Source organism: Halomonas sp. G11 (assembly GCF_001663515.1).
Classification (GTDB): Bacteria; Pseudomonadota; Gammaproteobacteria; order Pseudomonadales; family Halomonadaceae; genus Vreelandella.
This window is the reverse complement of sequence record NZ_LYXG01000008.1, coordinates 15,238-39,570: the sequence shown is the minus strand read 5'-3', so window position 1 is coordinate 39,570 and position 24,333 is coordinate 15,238. Positions and strand designations below refer to the sequence as shown.

The 24,333-nt window shown below is 58.1% G+C and carries 22 protein-coding genes; 12 read left to right on the top strand and 10 right to left on the bottom strand.

The genetic code is table 11. The features are described from left to right. The first annotated feature begins 60 nt into the window (after positions 1–60). Together ADS46_RS04560 and ADS46_RS04555 are read left to right on the top strand one after the other, a co-directional pair. Entirely contained in the window at positions 61–1,488 is a 1,428-nt protein-coding gene (locus ADS46_RS04560; RefSeq protein WP_066316866.1) for a hypothetical protein, read from the top strand. A 139-nt stretch (positions 1,489–1,627) separates the two neighbouring features. Further along, positions 1,628–2,317, top strand: coding sequence for a CBS domain-containing protein (locus ADS46_RS04555; RefSeq protein ID WP_066316865.1), 690 nt, complete (start codon positions 1,628–1,630; stop codon positions 2,315–2,317). A gap of 81 nt (positions 2,318–2,398) precedes the next feature. Here the strand turns inward: ADS46_RS04555 and ADS46_RS04550 are convergent, their stop codons facing one another. The 8 genes from ADS46_RS04550 to ADS46_RS04515 form a co-directional block, all read right to left on the bottom strand. Further along, positions 2,399–3,523 (bottom strand): aminotransferase class V-fold PLP-dependent enzyme, encoded by a 1,125-nt coding sequence (locus ADS46_RS04550; protein ID WP_066316862.1) that lies wholly within the window; start codon positions 3,521–3,523, stop codon positions 2,399–2,401. A 134-nt stretch (positions 3,524–3,657) separates the two neighbouring features. Continuing rightward, on the bottom strand, positions 3,658–4,065 hold the full coding sequence (gene cdd, locus ADS46_RS04545; RefSeq protein WP_066316861.1) for a cytidine deaminase: 408 nt from the start codon (positions 4,063–4,065) through the stop codon (positions 3,658–3,660). Between the two features lie 23 nt (positions 4,066–4,088). Continuing rightward, entirely contained in the window at positions 4,089–4,814 is a 726-nt protein-coding gene (gene deoD / locus ADS46_RS04540) for a purine-nucleoside phosphorylase (protein WP_066316860.1), read from the bottom strand. Between the two features lie 14 nt (positions 4,815–4,828). Continuing rightward, complete coding sequence (locus ADS46_RS04535; RefSeq protein ID WP_066316858.1) at positions 4,829–6,073, bottom strand: phosphopentomutase; 1,245 nt, start codon at positions 6,071–6,073, stop codon at positions 4,829–4,831. Then, complete coding sequence (gene deoA, locus ADS46_RS04530) at positions 6,073–7,398, bottom strand: thymidine phosphorylase (RefSeq protein WP_199825192.1); 1,326 nt, start codon at positions 7,396–7,398, stop codon at positions 6,073–6,075. The genes ADS46_RS04535 and deoA overlap by 1 nt, the downstream gene beginning before the upstream one ends. Position 7,399: 1 nt before the next feature. Then, positions 7,400–8,203, bottom strand: coding sequence for a deoxyribose-phosphate aldolase (gene deoC / locus ADS46_RS04525; RefSeq protein WP_066316854.1), 804 nt, complete (start codon positions 8,201–8,203; stop codon positions 7,400–7,402). Positions 8,204–8,292: 89 nt separating this feature from the next. Continuing rightward, positions 8,293–9,576 carry a NupC/NupG family nucleoside CNT transporter gene (locus ADS46_RS04520; protein ID WP_066316850.1) on the bottom strand — a complete coding sequence of 428 codons (1,284 nt, stop codon included), beginning with the start codon at positions 9,574–9,576 and terminating at the stop codon, positions 8,293–8,295. Between the two features lie 32 nt (positions 9,577–9,608). Beyond that, positions 9,609–10,448 carry an outer membrane protein OmpK gene (locus ADS46_RS04515; RefSeq protein WP_082925984.1) on the bottom strand — a complete coding sequence of 280 codons (840 nt, stop codon included), beginning with the start codon at positions 10,446–10,448 and terminating at the stop codon, positions 9,609–9,611. Positions 10,449–10,861: 413 nt separating this feature from the next. Here ADS46_RS04515 and ADS46_RS04510 point away from each other — a divergent pair, with 413 nt between their 5' ends. From ADS46_RS04510 to ADS46_RS04480, 7 genes are all read left to right on the top strand, one after another. Further along, positions 10,862–11,629, top strand: coding sequence for a DeoR/GlpR family DNA-binding transcription regulator (locus tag ADS46_RS04510; protein ID WP_066316845.1), 768 nt, complete (start codon positions 10,862–10,864; stop codon positions 11,627–11,629). 303 nt (positions 11,630–11,932) lie between these two features. Next, entirely contained in the window at positions 11,933–12,889 is a 957-nt protein-coding gene (cyoA, locus tag ADS46_RS04505) for a ubiquinol oxidase subunit II (RefSeq protein ID WP_066316843.1), read from the top strand. Positions 12,890–12,892: 3 nt separating this feature from the next. Next, positions 12,893–14,932: a cytochrome o ubiquinol oxidase subunit I gene (cyoB, locus tag ADS46_RS04500; RefSeq protein ID WP_066316841.1), complete on the top strand. Its 2,040-nt coding sequence runs from the start codon at positions 12,893–12,895 to the stop codon at positions 14,930–14,932. Between the two features lie 2 nt (positions 14,933–14,934). After that, entirely contained in the window at positions 14,935–15,555 is a 621-nt protein-coding gene (cyoC, locus tag ADS46_RS04495; protein WP_066316839.1) for a cytochrome o ubiquinol oxidase subunit III, read from the top strand. Between the two features lies 1 nt (position 15,556). Next, positions 15,557–15,874, top strand: a complete 318-nt coding sequence (gene cyoD, locus ADS46_RS04490; RefSeq protein ID WP_066316837.1) for a cytochrome o ubiquinol oxidase subunit IV — start codon at positions 15,557–15,559, stop codon at positions 15,872–15,874. A gap of 5 nt (positions 15,875–15,879) precedes the next feature. After that, positions 15,880–16,773: a heme o synthase gene (cyoE, locus tag ADS46_RS04485; RefSeq protein ID WP_082925983.1), complete on the top strand. Its 894-nt coding sequence runs from the start codon at positions 15,880–15,882 to the stop codon at positions 16,771–16,773. 117 nt (positions 16,774–16,890) lie between these two features. After that, positions 16,891–17,496: a Yip1 family protein gene (locus tag ADS46_RS04480; protein WP_082925982.1), complete on the top strand. Its 606-nt coding sequence runs from the start codon at positions 16,891–16,893 to the stop codon at positions 17,494–17,496. Positions 17,497–17,585: 89 nt separating this feature from the next. Here ADS46_RS04480 and pta read toward each other — a convergent pair whose 3' ends face one another. Together pta and ADS46_RS04470 are read right to left on the bottom strand one after the other, a co-directional pair. Continuing rightward, positions 17,586–19,769 (bottom strand): phosphate acetyltransferase, encoded by a 2,184-nt coding sequence (pta, locus tag ADS46_RS04475; RefSeq protein WP_066316827.1) that lies wholly within the window; start codon positions 19,767–19,769, stop codon positions 17,586–17,588. Further along, positions 19,766–20,950, bottom strand: a complete 1,185-nt coding sequence (locus ADS46_RS04470) for an acetate/propionate family kinase (protein ID WP_066316825.1) — start codon at positions 20,948–20,950, stop codon at positions 19,766–19,768. The genes pta and ADS46_RS04470 overlap by 4 nt, the downstream gene beginning before the upstream one ends. Positions 20,951–21,116: 166 nt before the next feature. On the opposite strand from ADS46_RS04470, the gene ADS46_RS04465 reads away from it, so the two are divergent. From ADS46_RS04465 to ADS46_RS04455, 3 genes are all read left to right on the top strand, one after another. Then, positions 21,117–22,037, top strand: a complete 921-nt coding sequence (locus ADS46_RS04465; RefSeq protein WP_066316823.1) for an EamA family transporter — start codon at positions 21,117–21,119, stop codon at positions 22,035–22,037. Positions 22,038–22,100: 63 nt separating this feature from the next. Further along, positions 22,101–23,162 carry an HlyD family secretion protein gene (locus ADS46_RS04460; protein ID WP_066316821.1) on the top strand — a complete coding sequence of 354 codons (1,062 nt, stop codon included), beginning with the start codon at positions 22,101–22,103 and terminating at the stop codon, positions 23,160–23,162. Positions 23,163–23,164: 2 nt separating this feature from the next. Beyond that, positions 23,165–24,241 carry a DUF2955 domain-containing protein gene (locus tag ADS46_RS04455; protein WP_066316819.1) on the top strand — a complete coding sequence of 359 codons (1,077 nt, stop codon included), beginning with the start codon at positions 23,165–23,167 and terminating at the stop codon, positions 24,239–24,241. Positions 24,242–24,333 lie beyond the last annotated feature (92 nt).

Here is a 24,333-nt window from a genome sequence, read left to right as displayed (position 1 = left end):
GGTTAGCGATAATGCCATGTTATCGCATTGACGTATCCAGGGAAGCAGGAGATTGGTGAGTTGATTAATGTAGAGCGCAAAAACAGCTTTCAACTGCGTATTTCACGGCGCTTGAAGGAGGAAACCTCTCACAATCTGGATATTTATCTGTTTGTACCGGGGGATCTTGGCCTTTCGACCCAGTTGATTTCGGAGGAAGCGTTTTACCACGCGGCGATTCAAGTGTCGCGTACCTACTACAGCGACGAATATCATCTGCCCCTGGTGCATAGCCGCCTGGCGAGCCGCAATCAGCTGAGCAGTGACTCCTATCGCCTGAGCCTCAGCCTTTATGCTTATCAATACGTGGGCGCGATGGAGCGCAATACCCAAGCCATGCTGAAAAGTGCGCGGGAGATACGCCGAAGCGAAGATAAGCATCAGGTCGACCAGGAAAGTGTTCATTGGCTGCGTGACCAGCTGCAGCAAACCAGTGACTTGAGTGAAAGTATTCTGAGGCGCCTGCGCCGCCATCCGCCCCGGGATGAACGACTGACCAAGTATTTCACCAATATCGATAATTACCTGTCGTGGTTTACCGAACAGCAGCTATTGGCGCTGGTGGCTCACATGCCCAGGGGCGGTGAGTTTACCCCCATCCGTCACCGGTTCGTGGCGATTTGCCAGCGTGAAGAAGCGTACCGGCGCGAGCAGGAATACAACGCCGAACGGGTGATGGCTGACCCTACCCGGATGTCGAATAAAATGCGGTTGCTGCGTCGCTTGATCGAGTATCCCATTACCCTTAAGCAGCGGCCCCAGGAGTTGGGTGGCGGTGAGCAAAAAGCCGTCAAAGCCTTGGCGACGGCCGTGGTCATGGCCTTTGTTTCGTTTGGCGTACTTCGCCTGCGCGATACCCTCGGTGATATCACTTCGTTGTTCGTGATTGCCATGGCCGTACTTTATGCCATGCGCGAAGTGTTCAAAGACGATTTACGTAACACCTTATGGCGCTGGTTGCGCCGTGGGCGGCCTAAGTGGCGGCGGCAGTACGTCGACCCCAACCGCAATGTATCGGTGGGGCATCAACTCGAATGGTTCGACTATAAGCGCTATTCGTCTCTGGACCCTGAAATTCAGCGGTTGCGTCGCCGGACCGTGGCCCAGCGTGAGGAGGTGGTGCTGCATTACCGTTCGCGCTCCAGGATGTCACCGACCCGCTTCCTGAGTGGTTACGAACATACCCAGGAAAGTTTAACGCTGGATATCTCCATGCTGACCCGGCTGATGAGCAAGGGCAAGTATGACATCTACCGGCTTAAAGAAGGCCAGGCCGTGCGCGAAAGTGTCGAGCGTCGTCACCTGTTCAATCTGGTCATTCGCGAAACCGGCAGCGAAGACCAGCCTTACCTGGCTCGCTGGAAGGTCGTGGTCAGCCGGTCTGGGATTGTCGATGTAGAAAAAGTCGGGGAGAGCGGCACAGCAAAGGTCAGTGAAAAAGACCAGTGAATAAGCTGCGCTAGATCAAAAAGACGCCAACTAAAGGGTGTCAGCATGGGCAACTGAAGAGCAGCGAACTAGTCTGAAGTAGAGGGCTTTGCAAACTACGACGATAACGTCGAAAGGGCCCGTTGCCAGGAGGAGCACCATGCAAGCTATCGATATCATGACGCCCAAAGTGGTGAGTGTGGCGCCCGACACCGATGTGCGCGATATAGCACAATTGCTGCTGAGCCACCGTATTAGTGCCGTCCCGGTGGTGGATGACGAGCATCGGGTGGTCGGGATCGTCAGCGAAGGCGATTTGATGCGTCGTCTAAAAGACGACGACGGCCAGCCCCAGTCAGGGTGGTTGTCGCTTTTGAGTGGCGGAAAAAGTTCGCGCGACTATGTGAAATCCCATGGCCGTAAAGCTCAGGATGTCATGACCCCTGACCCGCTGAGTGTCGAGGAAAACACGCCAATACACAGTATTGCTCGCCTGCTGGAAAAGCACCACATCAAACGTGTGCCTGTTCTGCGTGATGGCAAATTGGTGGGCATTGTCAGTCGCGCCAATTTACTGCAAGGCATTGCGAATGCTGTCGTGGGGCCGACGCAATCGCCTGCCGATGATCGCCAAATTCGCGACGCCATCCTCAACGACGTTGAGCGCCATACCGACGTGCGCGTCGAAAATATCAGTCTGATCGTCGATGGCGGCGTTGTGGAAGTCTGGGGGCTGGTTGAATCCCTTGAACAGAAAAAGGCCGTGACGGTGGTGGCAGAGAACGTTCCAGGGGTGACGCAGGTTGAAAATAACCTTGGCATGATGCCCCGCGGCGTAGGCTATATGTAAGCAACCAGTGGCAGATGGCGTAAGATGCCCGCTATTGAGTAGCGGGCTTCTGGCGTTGATTACCTGATTTAGCCCAGGGCGTTAACTCACTGACTTGATGGCTTGCTCAAGGTTTTCCACGCTGCGCTGGGTATGGTGCAGCTTATCGAGACCAAACAGGCCAATGCGGAAGGTCTGGAAGTGGTCGCCCTCATCGCACATCAGTGGCACCCCGCCCGCCACTTGTACGCCTGCCTGGGCAAGCTTGCCGACCAGGCCGCTGTCATCAGTGTAGCACACCACCACACCCGGAGCGTCAAACCCCGCCGCCGCGACGCTTGCAAAGCCGTGGCGCTTGAGCATGGCGCGAACTTCTCGGCCGATCGCCTGCTGCTCCTCTTTGACCTTGCCAAAGCCGTAGTCACGCGTTTCCTGCATGATGTCGCGCAGCTGGCGCAGGGCATCGGTGGGCATGGTCGCGTGATAGGCGTGCCCGCCGTTCTCGTAGGCCTGCATGATGCTGTGCCACTTGCCTAAATCGCAGGCAAAGCTGTTGCTCTGGGTCTCGCTCAAACGCTGGGTGGCACGCTCTGAGAGCATCACCATGGCGCAGCAGGGCGAGCCGCTCCAGCCTTTCTGCGGCGCGCTGACCACGACGTCTACCCCCAGCGCCTGCATGTCCACCCACAGTGTACCCGCGGCAATGGCGTCGAGCACGAACAGGCCGCCCACATCACGGGTCGCCTGGGCAACGGTGCGGATGTAGTCGTCCGGCAAGAGCATCCCGGCGGATGTTTCCACCTGAGGGGCAAAAACGACCGCAGGCTTTTCAGCGCGAATGCGCTCGGCAACCTCGTCGGCGGAGACCGGCGCAAAGGGCGACTGCGGGTCGCTGGGGTCTTCGCGCCGCGCTTTCAGCACGGTGTGCTGGTCGGTCAGTCGGCCCATCTCGATAATCTGCGTCCAGCGGTAGCTGAACCAGCCGTTACGAATCACCAGCGTCGGCTGGTCGGCGGCAAACTGGCGTGCAACCGCTTCCATACCGAAGGTGCCGCTACCCGGTACGATCACCGCTGCATGGGCGTTGTAGACCTCTTTCAACGTGGCGGAAATATCCCGCATCACGCCCTGAAACTGTTGCGACATATGGTTCAGCGAGCGGTCGGTGTAGACCACCGAATATTCCAGCAAGCCGTCGGGGTCGACGTTGGGCAATAGGCCAGCCATGGCGTTCTCCAATCGTATGATGTGCTCTCAATCGACACATTTAGTCTTGAACAAGGGGGGGTCTTAAGAGTACGAGCAAAAAACGCACAAAACCAGCCCGCGAGGGGCTGGTTGTCAGTGCGAAGCAGGTGGGGTCAACGCGGCGGCAGTTGCTCGGGGCCGAAGGCGTCGGGCAGCAGCGTTTCCATGGTGTAGGTTTTCAGTACTTCGCCCTGGCGAGAGAGCACCATGATCTGCGTGTCGGGCGTGGCAAACTCGCGGATACGCTGGCGACAGTCGCCGCAGGGCGTACACAGGTGCTCGCCGGGCCCCATCACATAGACCCTGGCAAGCGCACGCTGCCCGGCCGTGGCCATGGCTGAAATGGCCGAGGCTTCGGCACACAGCCCCTTGTAGTGGGCCACTTCGACGTTGCAGCCGGCGAACTGCTGGCCATCCGGACACTCCATCACGGCGGCCACCGGATGGTTGGAGTAGGGCGCATAGGCATTGTCGAGCGTTGTCAGTAGTGTCTCAACCAGTGCCGAATCGACTTGGCTCATGGCGATTTCCTTGGTGTTGGCCTTCAGGTGCGCGCTGCGTCGTCGCGTAATACCGTATCGAGCGCAATCGTCATCATGTCGTTGAAGGTGGTTTGACGGTCTTTGCTTGAGAGCGAGTCGCCTTTCAGAATATGGTCGGATACCGTGCAGATGGTCAGCGCCCGGGCGCCAAATTCCGCTGCCACGCCGTAGAGACCCGCGGCTTCCATCTCGACGCCGACAATACCGTAGCGCTTGAGCAGCTCGGCCATCTCGGTTTGCGGGTTGTAGAACAGATCCGCCGAGAAGATGTTGCCGACTTTCACCGGCACGTTTTGCGCGTTGGCGGCGGCCACGGCGTGCTGGGTCAGGTCAAAGTCGGCAATCGCGGCGAAGTCGTGGTCGTTGAAGCGCATGCGGTTGACCTTGGAATCGGTGCACGCACCCATGCCGATAACCACGTCGCGGACGTTGACGTCGTCGCGAACCGCGCCGCAGGAGCCCACGCGTATCACGGATTTAACGCCGTAGTCGGTGATCAGTTCCTTGGCGTAGATCGAGACCGAGGGGATGCCCATGCCATGGCCCATGACCGAAATCTCGCGGCCTTTGTAGGTGCCGGTGTAGCCCAGCATGCTGCGCACGTCGTTGACCAGGCGGACATCGTCCAGGTAGGTCTCGGCGATGAACTTGGCACGTAGCGGGTCGCCGGGCATCAGCACGGTATCGGCGAAATCGCCTTTCTCAGCATTAATATGTGGTGTCGCCATTGTAGGTTTCTCCTTTAAGCGGCGCTGGATAAAAAGCTTTCGCCGTCGGCCATGGCCTCGAGCGCGAAGTAGTCGGCCAGTGTCTGGCCGATATCGGCGAAGGTGCCGCGTTCGCCCATGGGGCCGGGGGTAAAGCCTGCGCCACGCACCATCACCGGGACGTATTCGCGGGTATGCTCGGTGCCCTCCCAGCTGGGGTCGCAGCCGTGGTCGGCGGTGAGCAGCAGCAGGTCATCATCGTTTAGGGCGGCGAACAGCTCGGGCAGGCGGGCATCGAAGTGCTCGAGCGCTGCGGCATAGCCCGGCACGTCCCGACGGTGGCCATAGACCGAGTCAAAATCGACAAAGTTGGTCATGATCATGGTCGGGCGGTCTCTGGTTTCCCGGGCGGTGCGCTCAACCTCGGCAAGCGTGGCCTCCATCAGCGCATCGTGGCCGCTGGCCTTGACCTTGTGGGTAATCCCACAGTGGGCGTAGATATCGGCAATTTTGCCGATCGATACCACCTCGCCACCGGCTTCGGCGAGCTTTTGCAGCACCGTGGGGGTCGGCGGTTCGACACTGTAGTCGCGGCGGTTGCCGGTGCGGGCAAAGTCGTCGCGGTTATTGCCAACAAAGGGGCGCGCAATCACGCGGCCAATATTGTAAGGCTCGAGCAGGCCGCGCACGGTTTCGCACAGTTCATAGAGCCGTTCGAGGCCGAAGTGCTCTTCGTGGGCGGCAATCTGGAAGACGGAATCCGCAGAGGTGTAGACGATCGGCTTGCCCGTGGCGACGTGCTCTTCGCCCAGGCGGGCGATGATCTCGGTGCCCGAGGCGTGGCAGTTGCCAATCACGCCGGGCAGGTTGGCGGCATCGACAATTTTGTCGAGCAGCTCCGCCGGGAAGCTATCGGTCTTGTCGAGAAAGTAGCCCCAGTCGAAGCGCACGGGGACACCGGCAATTTCCCAGTGGCCCGAGGGGGTGTCCTTGCCGCTGGAAATTTCCTTGGCGTGGGCGTAAGCGCCTGTCAGCGTGTCCGGCAGGTTAACGCCTTCCGCTACAGTGCCGGTGGCATCGCGGTGGGCGTGAAACAAACCGAGTTTTGCCATGTTGGGTAGTTTCAAAGGGCCTGAGCGCTCGGCCGTATCGGCGTCGCCACGGGCGCAGGCGGCGGCAATATGGCCCAGGGTGTCAGATCCCTGGTCGCCGAAGGTGTCGGCATCCGGCGCGCTGCCGATGCCAAATGAATCGAGGACAACAACAATCGCGCGGCGCATCAGGCTTCTCCTCTGAAGGTGTCTTGAAGTAGCGTGTCCGCGGTCGCGGGGGCGTCACCCAAGGTGACCGCGGCGCGAAGCTGGGCGGCGGCAAGGGCGGCGGCATCTTCGCTTTTGGCGTGAACCATGGCGATAGGACGCTGACCATCGACACGCTCGCCGATTTCGGCAATGTCGCTGAAGCCGACGCTGTGGTCGACGCTGGCATCATTGCGCAGGCGGCCCCCGCCGAGTTCCACCACGCTCATGCCCACGGCCCGGGTGTCAATGCGCTGGATGATGCCCGACCGTTCGGCATACACGGGTTTAATGACGTCGGCGTTGGCCAGGTAGTGATCCGAACGCTCCATGAAGTCGGCAGGACCGCCCAGCTCGCTCACCATGCGGGCAAAAACCTCGGCGGCCGCACCCGATGTCAGGGCTTTTTCAAGCTTGGTCAGCGCGGCCTCGCGGCTGTCGACCAGCTTGCCCGCCATCAGCATTTCCACCGCCAGTTCGCGGGTCACCTGCATGACTCGGCTGTTGGCGCGTTCACCGCGCAGCAGTGCCAGGGTTTCGACAATCTCGACCGCGTTACCGGCGCAGGGGGCCAGTGGCTGGCTCATGTCGGTGAGCAGCGCGGTGGTAGGTGTGCCCGCCTGGGTCGCGACATTGGCAATGCTCTTGGCCAGTTCGCGGGATTTTTCCGGCGTAGGCATGAAGGCGCCGCTGCCGACTTTGACATCCATGACCAGGGCATCCAGGCCGGAGGCCAGCTTTTTGCCCAGAATCGAGGCGGTGATCAGCGGGATGGACTCCACCGTGGCGGTCACGTCGCGCACGCCGTAGATGCGCTTGTCTGCCGGGGCAAGGTTGCCGGTCTGGCCGATAATCGCCACGCCGGTGGATTTCACCACGTCGCCGAAGCGCTCCGGGGCGGGGTAGGGGTTGTAGCCGGGAATGGACTCCAGCTTATCCAGCGTGCCGCCGGTGTGGCCCAGGCCGCGGCCGGAAATCATCGGCACGAAGGCGCCGCAGGCGGCGACCCAGGGGCCCAGTACCAGCGAGACCAGATCACCCACGCCGCCGGTGGAGTGTTTGTCGACGATCGGGCCGGGCAGGTTGAGTGAATCCCACTGCATGACGTGGCCGGAGTCACGGGTGGCGGTGGTCAGCGCGACGACTTCCTCACGGCTCATGCCGTTCAGATACACCGCCATGGTAAAGGCGCCAATTTGTGCATCGCTGATACGGTCGTCGGCAATGCTCTGTACAAACGCCTTGATTTCTTCTGCTGGTAGCGGCTGGTGATCGCGCTTGAGGCGGATCAGTTCTTGCGGGAGCATCTTAATAGCCTCCGTCATTACGCGAGAGCGACGCGGTCTGGGGGTTGCCGCTCAGGGTGTTGAGCAAGTCCCCCAGCAGGCTGGACGCGCCAAACCGGAAGTGGCGCGGCGAGACCCACTGGTCACCCATGATCTTGGCGGCGAGCGCCAGGTATTCGGCGGCCTCTTCGGCTGTCTTGACCCCACCTGCCGCCTTGAATCCGACATCCTTGCCGCTTTCCTTGATGGCCTGGAGCATGATCTCGGCGGCTTCCAGCGTTGCGTTGACTGCCACCTTGCCGGTTGAGGTCTTGATGAAGTCGGCGCCCCCTTCAATGGCCAGCTCGCTTGCCCGCTTGATAAGCGCAGGCTCTTTAAGCTCGCCGGACTCGATGATGACTTTCAACAGCGCCTGGCCGCCGCAGGCCGCATGGCACATTTCCACCAGCTCACGGCCGGTCTCTTCGTCGCCCGCCATGAGGGCGCGATAGGGAAAGACGACATCGACTTCGTCTGCCCCGGAAGCGACGGCTTCACGGGTCTCGCGGGCGGCGCCCATGATGTCGTCACCGCCGTGGGGAAAGTTGGTGACCGTGGCAATCTTGACGTCACCGTTGAGCTCATGGGCGGTGAGGGCGCGACGCGCGGTCACGACGAACTGGGGATAGACGCATACCGCTGCCGGGTAGCCGAAGGGCGTTTTTGCCTTTTTGCACAGCGACTCGATGGACGCATCGGTATCGGTATCGTTGAGACTGGTCAAGTCCATCAGTGAAAGCGCCTGGCGCGCAGCAAGGGTGATGTTAATCGAAGCGGTCATGGACATCTCGCACAGTATTAGGGTTTAAGAACGACTGAAAAAAACGGGCACTACTGTATACGACAGCAGCGCCCGCGTAATCGTTGAAGGTTACGTTAAGAAGCAACGCTGCCCAAGGCGATAAAGAAGCCTGCAATAGAGGCCGACATCAGGTTGGACAAGGTGCCTGCCAATACCGCCTTGACGCCAAAGCGGGCGATTTCATGGCGACGCGAGGGGGCAATGCTACCCAGGCCACCGAGCAAAATCGCAATGGAGGATAAATTGGCAAAGCCACACAGGGCAAAGGAAAGAATTGCCATGGTGTGTGCCGTCATCGCCTGGCCAGTGGCCGCGACCATCTGCTCACCTTCAATATAGGGCGCGAGGTTGATATAGGCGACAAACTCATTGACCACCAGTTTCTGGCCGATGAACGAACCGGCAAGGGTGGCCTCTTCCCAGGGCACACCCAGCAAGAACGCCAGCGGGGCAAACAGCCAGCCCAGAATCCACTCAAGGCTCAACGATTCAAAGCCGACCCAGCCGCCCACGCCACCGAGAATACCGTTGATCAAGGCGATCAGCGCGATGAAGGCCAGCAGCATGGCGCCCACATTGGCCGCCAGCATCAAGCCGGACGTCGCGCCAGAAGCGGCCGCGTCCAGCACGTTGCTGGGCTTGTCCGGCTGCTCTTCAAGCTCTTCCTCGACCTTGGAAACGCTGTCGGCATCCTTGGGATCCTGGGTCTCGGGCATGATCAGCTTGGCAAACAGCAAACCACCCGGGGCTGCCATGAAAGAGGCCGCGACCAGGTACTCCATGGGGATCCCCAGGGCGGCGTACCCCGCAAGCACCGAACCGGCGACGGACGCCAGGCCACCGCACATGACGGCGAACAGCTGGGAAGGTGTCATGCGGGCAATAAACGGACGTACCACGAGCGGCGCTTCGGTCTGGCCGACGAAGATGTTGGCCGTAGCGGAAAGCGACTCGGTACGCGAGGTGCCCAGTGCTTTCTGGAGGGCGCCCCCCAGAAGGCGGATGACCCACTGCATGATCCCGATATAGTAGAGCACCGCGATCAGCGATGAGAAAAAGATAATCACCGGCAGCACTTTAATGGCGAATACGAAGCCGACCTCGTCAGTATCTGCCAGGCCGCCAAACAGGAAGCTGATGCCGTCATCGGCATACACCAGAATCTGGCTGACGCCGGCCGAGATCGTCTGCAAGACGCTCTGGCCAAAGGGCACATAAAGGACAAAAGCGCCAATGCCCGCTTGAATGCCGAAGGCACCCAACACAGTTCGTAAGCGGATCGACTTGCGATCGTAAGAAAAGATCAGGGCGATGGCCACCAGGGTGACCATGCCGACCAAGCTCATCAGGAGTGTCATAAAAAAGATCCTTCGCGTGGGCCAGGTGCGTGTTACAGCAGGTTGAGCTTCACAGTGTAAATCATCGCGTTCTGATAATTTCTAGGCGTGCCTAGTTTTTCATCGGAATAGCGGTACTGGATGCCGGTCGTGATCAACTCGGAAGGATGCCACCAGAGACTGACTGCGCCATTGGTGCCCACGCTGTCGGCCTTATCGCCCACATAGTTCTGTTCCAGATACTCGTCGTCGCGACCAAAGGTCTGCTCATGCCAGTTGGTAACACCAAACTTCTGGCCGAAGGCATTGAAGTCGTAGCCCGCGACCCAGCCAGCCATGAAGCCGTTCGAGCCGGTATAGTTATTACTTTGTACCCGGGCGGCACCCAGAAACGGCTTGAACCAGACGCCGTTATCAAAGTTGGCGAGATAGCCCAGGCCCAGGATCTGGTCTTGCTCGCGGCTGTTGAAACCGTAATCACGGAAGTCGTAGAGGTGGGCATAAATCGACATCGGGCTGTCGCCCAGGTAAATGTGCGAGGTCAGCTTGCCCGCCGTGCGGAAGTTATCGGTGCCGCCGCTGGCTTCGTCGAACTGGTCGTTGGTAGGGTTTTCAAAATCAAAAAAGCCGTAAAACTCACCCCATTCGTAACCCAGCCCGCCCTCGATCTCCAGGAACATGAAATCGCTCTTGGCGGCATTGCTCGCGGTGCGGTCTTCGGTGCCGTCAGACCAGTCAAGATAATTGACCGACACATTGGCGAACGACCAGATGGGATCAAAGGCGTCCGCGTTAGCGGTGCTGGCGGTACCAGCGATTAGTAGGCCAGCGCCAAGCGCTGTTAGCGATGCGCGTGATGGAATAGCAGTGGTAAAACGAGTACGAGCAGTCATGGTAGCCTCAACCGGTTTGTTAGTTGCAGTTTTGATCCGCCTCGACGACGGACGTGAGGGCTGGCGTTGACCCGAATCAGCGGGTTTCTTGAGTTGTAATGTTAAAATTATAACATTTAGTGTTATTTTTCTAACGCCGATTTGCAATTTTTATCACGTGATCCGCTGTTAAATGAAAAACGGCTGACATAAAGTTTCAACGGCCGTTGATTTAATGGTAATTCTCTGGCCGCTCGCTCAGCATGGGGAGGAGAAACCTCAACTAAAGGGGGAGAGCCACCCGTCAATGGGAAAGGCCATCAGCAAGTGGAGAAAGCTATCCCGCAAGCGCTCTCAAGCCCTCACAAGAGGTAACCTCCGCGATAACCCAGGCCCATTCAACGACAACAGGCCGTTACCAGGAGAAGCTGTCAATGAAAGACCGAAGCGCGTTGCGCTTGGCAACGTTGCAGGAGGCACTCGCCAGCGGTGGGACGCTGCATTTACGCGATGCGGCCGAACTGTGTGGTGTGTCCGAAATGACCATCCGGCGGGATGTTAACGCCTATCCGCAGGTGATTAGCCTGCTCGGTGGCCGATTGGTCATGGCGCATACGCCAGGTGTCACCCCGGTATACGACCTGACCGAGCAGCAGGCCAGCCACTACCAGGCGAAAAATCGCCTCTGCCAGCGTGCCCAGGGGTTCATAGAGGACGGCGATACGCTGTTTGTCGACTGTGGCTCGACATTGATGCCGCTAATGAACCAGCTGAGTGGTTATCAGGATCTGACGGTGATTACCTATGCCCTCAACATCGCGAATGCTGTGGCACCCTTGCCGAACGTGCGACTGGTGTTGCTGGGTGGCTTGTTTTATCCGGCGTCGCAGTCGTTCGCCAGTGACACCATGGCGGAGTCCATTGAGCGGCTGGGGATTAACAAGGCGTTTATTTCGGCGGCGGGCGTTGATGTGCAGCGTGGGGTAAGCTGCTTCCATTTTCATGAGGTGCTGCCCAAGCAGGCGGCAATGGCGGCGGCCATGCAGCGTCTATTGGTCGTAGATGCCAGCAAGTTCGGTGTGGTGCGCCCGGCGTACTTTGCGTCGGTGAACGAGTTTGACGTGATCGTCACCGACGAGGAGGGCGCCCCGACCTTGCTGCGCGACGCAAACAGCGCTTCACCGACGATCACCGCGCCATAGTTCGTTGCATGGTTTTTTTGATTAAATTAGCCAAGTTACCTTTAAGCCTTAGGCCAATCGTGGCAGAATCCGCGGCGTTTACCTGCGGCAAATCGTCTCTTCTCTTCTGCGTCATTGATGCGAGAATAGCCATCGTCTGCAGTAACCGTGTTTGGCGCTAGCTTGCCAAACGGTCCTCTCTCGCGATCAGACGTCGACGTTAAGCGGTTGCTTATCGGCTGCGTTTTTTCAAGAGACTTTGTTAGCTTGCTACTTAGCGGCTTGTTTGCAATGTTTGCCTCCCAGCCCTGACGAGGTCGTAACATGAGAAAAAACCTCTACGCCAAAGCGGCAGGTCTTCTACTGTTGCTTTCTTTATTTTTACTGCTGGGTGGTTGTAGCTCGGCGTTGATGGACCCGAAGGGTCAAATTGGCGCCGAGCAACGCACCCTGATTCTGACAGCCTTCGGCATCATGCAGATTGTCGTGCTTCCCGTTATCGGGATGACGCTGTTCTTTGCATGGCGTTACCGTCGTGGTAACCACAAGGCCGCCTACACGCCTGACTGGGCGCACAACACCTGGGTTGAAGTGGTGGTGTGGCTGATTCCTTGCGTCATTGTTCTCTTCCTCGCGGGGTTGACGTGGTACACCTCGAACAGCCTGGACCCGCACAAGTCCATTGCTGAAGAAGGTGAAGAGACGCTTGAAATCCAGGCCGTGTCCATGGACTGGAAGTGGCTGTTCATCTATCCCGAGCAAGGCATTGCCACGGTCAACGAGGTGGCGTTTCCTGCGGACACACCAGTACGTTTCCGGGTCAGCTCCGCGTCAGTGATGAATTCGTTCTTCATCCCTGATCTTGGCAGCCAGATTTATGCCATGGCGGGTATGGATAACGACGTCCATCTGATTGCTGACGAGGAAGGTACCTACCCAGGTCGCTCTACCAACTACAGTGGTTCGGGCTTCTCGGGCATGACCTTTGACGCGCATGCGACATCGGAAGAAGGCTTCGATGAGTGGGTGGCAGAAGTCAAAGAGTCCTCCAAATCGATAAGCTTCGACGATGGCTATAACGAGCTGTTGAAGCCAAGCCGTAATCATCCGGTCGAGTACTTCTCTGAAGTATCGCCAACCCTCTATGACGACATCCTCAACGTTTACCACAGCGGTGAGCCTGTTGAAGTGTTGCCTGATGAGACCGGATACAAACATGCCAATAGCGATCATCAAGAGCAGGACGGCGATATGGCGATGAACGCGGAGGCAGCGGAGTAAACTATGTTTGGAAAACTCGGTTTAGACTCGATCCCCTTTTACGATCCCATCATCGTATCGCTCATGATCATGACCGCCTTGGGCGGAGCGGTAGTGTTAGGGGGTGTTACCTACTTCCGCAAGTGGGGCTATCTGTGGAGTGAGTGGGTAACCTCGGTCGATCATAAAAAGATTGGGATCATGTATTTCATCGTGGCACTGGTGATGCTGATCCGCGGTATTGGTGAAGCGCTGATGATGCGTGCCCAGCTGGCGATTGCCTCTGGCGGGGCAGAAGGCTTCCTGCCGCCTGAGCACTACGACCAGCTGTTCACGACCCACGGCGTCATCATGATCTTCTTCGTGGCCATGCCCATGGTCATCGGTTTGATGAACCTGGTCGTGCCGCTACAGATCGGTGCACGCGACGTCGCCTACCCGTTCCTGAACAACCTGAGCTTCTGGTTGTTTGTATCCGGTGCGATGATTGTCAATCTATCTCTGTTCATCGGCGAGTTTGGTACGACCGGCTGGCTGGCCTATGCACCTCTTTCGGGGATTGAGTACAGTCCCGGGGTCGGGGTCGATTACTGGATATGGGCGTTGCAGATATCCGGGGTGGGTACCACCTTGACGGGGATCAACTTCTTCGTGACGATCCTGAAGATGCGTGCGCCGGGCATGAAGATGTTCCGCATGCCGATCTTCACCTGGACCTCGCTATGCGCCAACGTGCTGATCATTGCGTCCTTCCCGATCCTGACCGCGACGATTGCGCTGCTGACTCTTGATCGTTACCTGGGGATGAACTTCTTCACCAACGATCTTGGCGGTAACGTGATGATGTACGTCAACCTCATCTGGGCCTGGGGCCATCCTGAGGTGTACATCCTGATTCTGCCGGCCTTCGGGGTGTTCTCTGAAGTCGTGGCGACGTACGCCCGCAAACGGCTGTTCGGCTACCACACCATGGTATGGGCCACCGTCGCGATTACGATTCTGTCGTTTGTCGTATGGCTGCACCACTTCTTCACCATGGGGGCGGGGGCCAACGTCAATGCCTTCTTCGGCATCATGACGATGATCATCGCCATCCCCACCGGTGTGAAGGTCTTCAACTGGCTGTTCACCATGTACCGCGGCAGCATCGAGCTGTCTGTGCCCATGCTGTGGCTCATCGGCTTCATCATCGTCTTTACCATCGGTGGTATGACCGGTGTCATGCTGTCGGTACCGGCGGCCAACTTCGTGCTGCATAACAGCCTGTTCGTTATCGCCCACTTCCATAACGTGATTATCGGCGGTGTGGTCTTCGGCATGATGGCGGGCATGTACTACTGGTTCCCGAAGGCGTTTGGCTTCAAGCTCGACGAAAAGTGGGGCAAGCGCAGCTTCTGGTGCTGGTTGATCGGCTTTCTCATGGCCTTTATGCCGCTCTATGTGCTCAGCTTCGATGGGGCCGTGCGTCGCATGTCCTCCTACGAGGCCACCGAGTGGCAGCCAATGATGATCGTCGCCTTTATCGGTGCATGTATTATCCTGATGGGTATCTTATCGACACTGATCATGGTGGCGGTCAGCATCAAGAATCGTCATAGCATGAAGTATGCCGACATGAGCGGTGACCCCTGGGATGGCCGTACCCTCGAGTGGGCAACGTCCTCACCTGCACCGTTCTATAATTTCGCGCATCTGCCAAAAATCAGCGGTATCGATGATTTCTGGCGCCAGAAGCAGGAAGGCCGTGAAGCAATTGGCACTGGGCCTTACCAAGATATCCATATGCCGCGCAACACCATTGCGGGACCGGTGATCAGCCTGTTCTCGATGATCTTTGGTTTTGCCCTGGTATGGCATATCTGGTGGCTGGCGATTGTCGGTGGTATCGGTATGTTTGTTGCCTTTATCGCCCGCGTAGCCAATGACGACATTGATTACTACGTGCCGGCGGCTGAAGTCGAACGTATTGAGAATGAGCACAAGCAGCGCCTCGAAGAGTATCGGGAGTGGTTGAAGCAGCATCCCGAAGAAGCGTCTCATCTACAGGTTCGGATGCAGGGGTAACCATGGCGAGCGAAGCAGTAACTAACCACGACGATCACGCGCATCCAGAGGCGCACGATCACCACGATACCGGCAGCATCAAGGTGTTCGGTTTCTGGGTTTACCTGATGAGCGACTTAGTGATCTTTGGAACACTATTCGCTACCTTTGCCGTGCTCCTTCGGGGCACGGCCGGTGGACCCGACGGCTCCGAGATCTTTGATCTACCGCTGATTCTGGCCGGTACATTTGCTCTGTTGATCAGTAGTTTTACCTATGGGATGGCGGTGCTGGCAATGACCGCCGAGAAGGTCGACAAGGTCAAGAAATGGCTTTGGATCACCTTCGTGCTGGGGGCAGCCTTTATTGCCATGGAGATTTATGAGTTCCAGCATCTCATTCATCTCGGCTACGGCCCTGATCGCAGCGCCTTTTTATCTGCCTTCTTTACACTGGTTGGCACACACGGTCTGCACGTAACCTTCGGGCTGGTCTGGATCCTGGTGGTACTCTATCAGCTGCGTACCAAGGGTCTGAATGATATGACACGTCCGCGTATTTTGTGCCTAAGCTTGTTCTGGCACTTCCTGGATATCGTGTGGATTTGCGTATTTTCGTTCGTCTACCTGATGGGGGCTCTGTAATATGAAGGACTCACCCACTGCACACGGCAGCGTTAAGTCTTATGTGACGGGGCTGATTCTCTCCATCGTGCTGACCATTATCCCGTTCGCGGCGGTAATGAGCGGCGCGCTGAGCATGAATGCCACCGTCTGGACGATCGTGATCACCGCCGTCGCCCAGATATTGGTGCAGCTTGTGATGTTCATGCACATGGACACCAAGCAGGAGGAAGGCTGGAATTTCATGTCTTTCGTCTTTACCTTGATTATTCTCGGCCTGGTTGTTGGAGGTTCGTTGTGGATCATGCATCACCTGCACCTCAATCTGCACATCGGGTAACGTTTATGGCAAAGATGGGCGATTATTTCGCCCTCACCAAACCGGGTATCATTGGTGGCAATACCATTTCGGTGATGGGCGGCTATTTTTTAGCCGCCCGCGGCGATTTTGACCTGCTGCTATTCATGAGCGCGGTGGTGGGCCTGGCGCTGGTGATTGCGTCGGGCTGTGCCTTCAATAACGTGATCGATCGCGATATTGATGCGGTGATGAGCCGCACACGTACACGGGCTCTGGTTCAGGGCCGTATCACGCCGTTTGCGGCACTTTGCTTTGCGACGTTGCTGGGTATTGCCGGTTTTACTGTGTTGGCACTGGGCACCAATGGTTTGACGGTTGCCCTGGCAGGCTTTGGCTATGCCATTTATGTAGGGGCCTACAGCCTTTACATGAAGCGTCACTCAGAGTTTGGAACTCTGGTTGGCAGTCTTTCGGGCGCAATACCGCCGGTGGTGGGTTACTGCGCCGTGACGAACCAACTGGACGCAGGCGCGCTGACGCTGCTGTTGATTTTCTGTCTTTGGCAAATGCCGCATTCCTATGCGATCGCTATTTTCCGGATGGATGATTATCGCGCCGCCTCAATTCCTGTCCTGCCGGTCGTACGCGGTATTGCCTCGGCTCGTCGCTATATCCTTGGCTACATTGTGGCGTTCATTGCCGCGTCATTGGCACTAGCCCTGGCTGGCTATGCGGGCGTTGGCTACCTGATCGTGGCATTGGTGATGGGAAGCTATTGGCTTTACCAAGCCGTGCAGGGCTATAACGGAAGCGATGACATCCGCTGGGCCAGGCGCGTGTTTGGCGTATCGATTCTGGCCATTACGGCACTTAGTGTCGCCATGTCGCTGGATGCCAGCCTGCTTTCATTACCTCCGTTGTTAGACCGTTGGCTATGAAGTACGTCAGAAATTAGGCAGGAGTGCAATGCTCCTGTCTATACTGTCTGTAAGCCCGATTCGGGTTTGACCGGCTATTTCGTCGGTTAGAATAAAAAGGACAGTAGGAGACGTACCATGTTGACACACGTCTGGGGCTTAATGGCCCATCCTCAGCGCGAATGGAAACAGATGCACGACGAGCATGAAACGGTGTTTCACCTTTATGCTCACCATGTGTTGATTCTAAGCGCCGTACCGGTTGTTTGTTCCTTCATTGGCACCACGCAGTTTGGCTGGGGGCTCGGCGCTGAGCGTACCATTCAGTTGGGGTTGCTGGACGCCTTTTATGCGGGCATCGTTTTCTACCTGGTCATTCTGGCGGCCGTGCTATTCATGGGCAACGTCATCCACTGGATGGCCCAACGCTTTGTTGACCCCCCGAATCGTCGCCGCTGCGTAAAGTTTGCGGGTTATGTCGCGACCCCCATGCTGCTCAGCGGTGTCGTGGCGCTTTATCCCATCGTATGGCTCTGTCTGCTGGCTGGTGTGATAGGACTTTGCTGGTCGGGTTATCTGCTCTACGTGGGGATCCCCAACTTCCTGGATATCTCTGATGAGCAGGGGTTTATCGTCTCCAGTGCGACGCTGGCCATTGGGGTGCTGGTACTGGAGATGCTGCTGGCCGCGACGGTACTGCTGTGGGGCTACGGTGAGCGGATAATCCTGAGCCTCCTGCAATAGCCAGTGCTGGCTTGTCTTCTTTATGTCTTTAGCCATCAAATGCCTGCCCCCTCATCGTCAATGATAAGGGGGCAGGTTGCCTTTTTGAGTCAGGTAAGTTGCTGACTGGCCTGAATGGCGGTGAGGGCAATGGTGTAAACGATGTCATCGACCAGCGCGCCGCGTGACAGGTCGTTCACCGGTTTGTTCAGGCCTTGCAGCATGGGGCCAACGCTGACCACCCGTGCGCTACGTTGAACGGCTTTGTAAGTCGTGTTGCCGGTATTGAGATCCGGGAATACGAATACCGTGGCCTTGCCTGCTACCGGCGAGTCGGGCGCTTTCTGTTTGCCAACGCTTTCGATCGCGGCCGCATCGTATTGTAGCGGGCCATCAATGAGTAAGTGCGGTGCGCGCTGTCGGGCAATGCGCGTCGCTTCGCGTACCTTGTCGACATCGGCGCCGGTACCAGAGTCGCCGGTTGAGTAGCTGATCATCGCGACGCGTGGTTCGATGCCGAAGGCCTCGGCAGATCGGGCGCTTTGCAGGGCGATCTCGGCCAGGGTTTCAGCGTCGGGGTCCGGGTTCACGGCACAATCACCATAGACCACGACCTGCTCGGGCAGCAGCATGAAGAAGATCGATGAGACCTGGTGATATTCTGGCGCGGTTTTAATCAGTTGAAACGCGGGTCGTACGGTGTTGGCCGTGGTGTGTACCGCCCCTGATACCAATCCATCGACTTCACCCAGTTGCAGCATCATGGTGCCGAGCACGACATTGTCCTGCAACTGGGCCTCGGCGGTTAACTCGTTGAGCTTGCCGCGTCGGCGGTCCACCATGGGCGCGATATAATGCGCCCGGGTGCTTTCCGGGTCGATGATGGTCAGCTCGTCTGGCAGCGTCAGGCCGCGGTTGCGGGCGATGTTGTCAATGTCATCGCGCTTGCCCAGCAGCACACAGTTGGCGATGCCGCGGCGCTGACAGATGATCGCCGCTTCGATGGTGCGTGGCTCGTCGCCTTCCGGCAGCACGATACGTTTCTTGGCGTGCTGGGCGAGCTTGACCAGCTGGTGGCGAAACGCGGAGGGCGAAAGACGATGCGTGTAGCCGCGACTGAGATGGGTCTTTAGCCATTCCAGGTCGATATGGGCTGCAACATAACGGGCCACCTGCTCGGCGCGCTCGAAATCGTCCATGGGGATTTCGCTGCTCAACTGGCTCAAGTTCTGGGCGGTGGTCAGGCTGTCGGTATCGACGGCGAGCACCGGCAGGCCAGTTTTCAGCGCTGGCCGACACATTTCAATCATGTTGTCGTTGGGCATAAAGCCATTGGTGAGCAGTACGCCGGCCAGCCGTGTGCCGTTCATGGTGGCAAGCGCAGAGGCCAGTATCACATCGTCGCGGTCGCCAGAGGCCACCACCAGGCTGCCCGGCGTGAAAATATGCAATGCATTGGCGGCACTTCGGGCGCAAAGGCTGGTGGAAAGCACCCTGCGACTGAGGGCCTCGCCTTCGTTCAGCAGCGTTGCATTCAATGCCCTTGCGACATCCAGGGTGCGCGGTGCGCTGAGGGCGTTGCTGAAAGGCACAACGCCGATCAGATGAAACTTGTCAGTCGCCAGGGCAGGCGAATACTGCCGGAGTTCAGCAAGCACCGATTCTTCCAACTGAGGCTTAAAGGTACCGGGCGCTGCAGAAAGATCGTCGTCCTGGGCATAGGGTAAGTTTTTCATACGCATCAAAATGCCGCCCAGGGTACGGCTTGAGCTGACACCGCCGAAGCTTCTGGCGTGCATATCCAACTCTTCGGCGAGCCGCTGCGGGTCATCCAGGTCGCCGGTGCCGACGAGAATGATCCGTGCGTTGAGTGCGTGAGCGAGCTGAGCATTGGTTTGGGTGGCGTAGGTGGTGTGCTGAGTCGGCACCACGCCTTCGACCACCACCAGGTCCAGTGCGCTGCCGTCGCGATACGCCTGCTGGGTGACCTGGTCGTAGAGCTCGATGACGTTTTCCATCAGCTCGTCGGTTTGATCGTCGCGCAGTAAACGCTCCAGGCGGGCCTGGGAAATAGGCGAGGGCGGACGTTGGTTCAGCGCCCGTGACACCAGTGCCGTCGAACGATCAAGGCCCGGGCCGTTAAGCTCGTTCTGCATGAACGGTTTTAGGAAGCCCGCCTTTAGGCCAATGGTATCCAGCGCCTGAATCAGGCCGAGACAGGCGGAGGTTAACCCGGCCCCTTCGCTGGTGGGTACCAGCAAAATGGCCTGGGGAGTATCGGCGGGCGTATTCATGCTTGGGTCTCCAGGCAGTGGCGGGTTTCCAGAGCGATACGGGCTTCCTCATCGGTGGGGATGACCCACACTTCTGGGCCGCGATGACCGTCGCGATCCAGCGCGCCTTCCCGGCCGCGAACCGTGGCGTCGTTAGCCGCGTCGTCCAGCGCAAAGCCGAAGTGGGGCATCAGTTGAATCACCCGGCGACGCACCTGGGGCGAGTTTTCGCCGATGCCGCCGGTGAAGATCACGCCATCGAGGGTGGGCAGCGCGCAGGACAGGCCGGCCAGTGATTTGGCGATACGGTAGCAGAAAACCTCCACCGCCAGCGACGCCCCCGCGTGGCCCTGTTCGGCGGCCTGTTCGATTTCGCGCATGTCGTTGGTCAGGCCCGAGAGCCCCAGTAGACCGCTTTGTTTATTCAATACCTGGTCAATCTCATCCAGCGACCAGCCAAGCTGGCGGTGCAGGTGGGCGTGAAGACCAGGGTCAACGTCGCCGCTGCGGGTCCCCATTACCAGGCCTTCCAGTGGCGTTAACCCCATGCTGGTGTCCAGGCTTTGATGTTGCCACACGGCGCTGGTCGAGCAGCCGTTGCCCAGGTGTGCTGTCAGCCAGCCGCCAGCCCCCCGGTCGCTCAACTCTCCGGCGCGCTGGCTAACGAAGGCATGGCTGGTGCCGTGAAAGCCGTAGCGGCGAATGCCGTGATCGCGGTACAGCGCTTCAGGCAGGGCATAGCGGTAGGCGCGGGGCGGCAGGGTCTGATGAAAGGCGGTGTCAAACACGGCGACCTGGGGAAGCGATGGAAAGACTTTTTGAGTTGCGGCAACACCGATCAGGTTAGCCGGATTATGCAGGGGCGCCAGGGCGGCGGTGGTTTCAATGGCGGCGATGACACGCTCATCAATCAGCGCCGCTTCTGTGAAATGCTCCCCGCCATGGACGATGCGGTGGCCCACGGCTGATGGGCGTCGGCCCTCAAGGCTATCCAGAATAGCGCTGATTGCTTCGGCATGGTCAGCGCCAGGCAGTGATTTGATAAAACGCTCACCGGCGCTATCGTTACCCTTTAGCTGTGCCTCAGCACTGCCCAAGCGTTCGGCAATGCCATCAAGACGTGGTGCTTGGGGGTCTGTCTCAATCAATGCATATTTAATGGAAGAGGAACCGCAATTAATGACCAGTACCGACGCGTTCATAGGGGCCTTCTGTCAAAAGAGAGACAACGGAGTTGATTAGACGTTAGTATAACATTATGGGAGGTTGACGGTCAGTGTATCTATGTCGTTAGCCTTCTAGCTAAAATCCCGGCATGCTGGGTATTATCACCACTTCGTTTCATCATAAAAAGAGCCCGCTTCCAACATGCAATCCCCCTCGCTTCCGTCTGTTTTACCCCGTCACTTGGCCATCCTGCTGTTAATGACGGTGGCGACGATGTTCGCGGCCAACCACGTCTCGGCGCGACTGGCGTTCGATAATGGCACAGGGCTTTTGCTGGCGGTGCTTACCCGCTCAGGTGTGGCATGCTTGATTCTGGTTTGCCTGGTCGTTGCGCAAAAAAAGCGTCTCTGGCTGCCGCCGGGCACCTGGCCGTGGCAGCTTGCGGTCGGGCTCTGTATCACGGTGCAAAGCCTCTGTTTGTACTCGGCCGTGGCGCGCTTGCCCGTGGTCATTGCCCTGTTACTGGTGAATACCTTTCCGATCCAGTTGGCATTGCTGAGTTGGGCGTTAGGTGGGCCGCGACCCACGCTGCGCAGCTGTCTGATCATGGGCACGATTCTGATCGGCTTGCTGGTGGTGCTCGATATTCCCGCCTGGTACGCCAATATAGACGATATGGGCCCCGGTTGGCTGGCGGGTATCGGCTTCGGTTTGACGGCGGCGTTTGCCTTCGCCTGCGCTCTCTGGACCACTGAACACCGGCTCGCGAGGGTGGGGAGTACCCTGCGCAGCCTGCTCACCATGCAAACGGTGTTTATCGCCATGATCATCGGTGGCCTTACCGGCATTGTGCCCGGAGGTATGAGCTTGCCGGAAACCAACCAGGGCTGGATTGGGTTAGCGCTTTTGGGGTTGTTGTACGGCTCGGCATTTTCGACCCTGTTTATCTTTGTGCCTCGACTGAATATGGCGCGCAACGCACCGGTAATGAATATCGAACCCGTCGCTTCGTTAGTGATTGGTTACTTCGTCCTGGGCCAAATGCTCAGCCCCAGCCAACTGGTCGGTGGGGCCGTGGTTGTTGGGGGGATTATAGTGCTGAGTCTCTCTAGACAGCGGTAATATTGTTAGCGCGCTAATTAAATGATAAGCTGACGCTGTCATTAACACGCTAATGAGTCCTGCATGTCCCCCGAACAACGTTTTGCCCGTTGGGTAAAGGTGGCGGTTGCTGCCTTTATGCTTTTGTTTGTGTATTTTCTTATCGCCGATAGTTTCATGCCCATCACCCCGGAAGCGCGGGTGATGCGCCCGGTGACGCGCATTGCGCCTGAATTGAGTGCGCCCGTTAAAGAAGTGACGGTAGACGACCATCAGCAGGTGGCCAAAGGTGATGTGCTGTTCCGCCTGGATCCAGCGCCGTTTCAGCTAGCGCTCGCCGAAGCTCGGCTCAATCGTGAACAAGCCCTGCAAGACAATGCCCGCTTGAGGGCAGAGCTTGCGGCCGCCCGTGCCACCCTGGCATCGGCGGAGGCCACGGCCCAGGAACGTCGTGGCGAGCGCCGTCGTGGGGAAGCGTTGCTCGCACAGCACAGCCTTTCTCGTCAGCAGTACGACCAGCAGGTTGCCGCCGAGCAAACGGCGGCGTCCGCCGTCGCCTCTGCCCAGGCCGAAATTGAAAGCCTTGAAGTACAGCTGGGTGAGGAAGGCGAAGCCAATTTGCGTTTGCGCCAGGCGGAAAATGCCCTGGAAAAAGCGCAGCTGGACATGGCGCATACCCAAGTTCGAGCTGCGCAGCCGGGGATCGTCACCAATCTTCAACTGCAGGCGGGTGACTATGTGCAGGCCGGGCAGCCTGCATTGGCGCTGGTGGCCAATCAGATGGATATCATTGCCGATTTCCGCGAGAAGAGCCTGCGTCACGTGCACCTCGGCGATCAGGCAAAGGTTGTCTTCGACAGTTGGCCAGGGAAGGTGTTTGAAGGCCAGGTCAGTGCCTTTGATGCGGGCGTGCGTAACGGCCAACTGGCTGCCGATGGCCAACTGGCCGATATTCCCACGACGGATCGCTGGGTGCGCGATGCCCAGCGGCTTCGGATCCACGTGGCACTCGATGAGCCGGTCCCCTCGTTACCGGCCAGCGGTGCTCGGGCCTCTGTTCAACTGGTGCCGGGGGATCACCTGTTGGCCAAGCCATTCGCCGCGCTTCAGGCGCGTTTAATCAGTTGGCTTCACGCGGTGTATTGAGCATGGCAATCCTACGGCTATTGAAGCCCAGCCGCCCGCCAGCGGATAAGCACCCTGTCGGATTAACGGAGAACGGCCTGCGCCAATGTTTGCGGGTGGCCGGCGGTGGCCTGCTGGGGTTTGTGGTCAGCCAACTGATGGATTGGAACTACGGCGTCTTCTTCACCGTTTTTCCAATGTTCTTGCTGGGGATGGTGCCCATCCTGAACGGCCATATCGTGCGCCAGTTTCTGGGCAACGTTTCGATCAATGTAATCGAAGTCAGCTTGGTCGTCGGCCTGCTCAAGCATATGCCCATAGTGATGACGCTGGTAGTGCTGGCGATGTTCTCCTTTCGCTTTTATCTCATGGCCAAAGGCCCGCTGTTCTTGTTCGGGGCCAACGGCGTGTTGACGCTCAGCATTCTGCTGCACTTTGCCAGTTACCCAAGTGTTGATTTGAGCGACTTGCTGGCCAGTAACATGGTGGCCAGCGGGCTTGCGGTGTTCATCGCCATGCTGATGTACACGCTATTTCCCGATGTTGAGCCACGTCAGCCGCCGCCCAAAGGCATAAAACCCGCTGAACAAATTCGCCACGAAACCCTGATGGGCGGCATCACCGCAACGCTATCGTTTGTTGTGTTTCAAGTATTTGATCTGCAAGGGTCGCTCTCGGCGCAGATGGCAACCATTCTGGTGCTGTTCTCACTGGGCTATGGCGGCGCCAAAGTGTCGGCGGGTAAGCGGGCCGTGGGGACACTTCTGGGTTGCAACCTCGCGCTTGCCATGCAACTGGTACTGTATACCCAAAGCCACCATTTTATGCTGGTCATCCTGCTCTACTGGCTGGGTCTCATGCTGTTCGCAAGGGAGCATATTCTGGAAGGCGGCGGTTCGGGCATCGGTTTTGGTGGGCTGACAACGCTGGGCATTTTATTTGGTCAGTCGTTGGGGCCTGAGCAGGACCTCGTTTACAGCGCGCTATACCGTTTTTCGTCGATGAGCGTGGCGCTGCTGGCAACGCTGCTGGTGATGGCCTGCCTGCATGTCGCACTGAATTGTTGGGCGCCCACGCGCTTACCCGATACGGCGGACTAAAAGAAATTGCGGTGATTTTTCTGATACCGACTATGATGATGACAGCGCCTTGCACGAAGTAAGTATTTACTTTTTAGGCGCTGTCTCCAGAT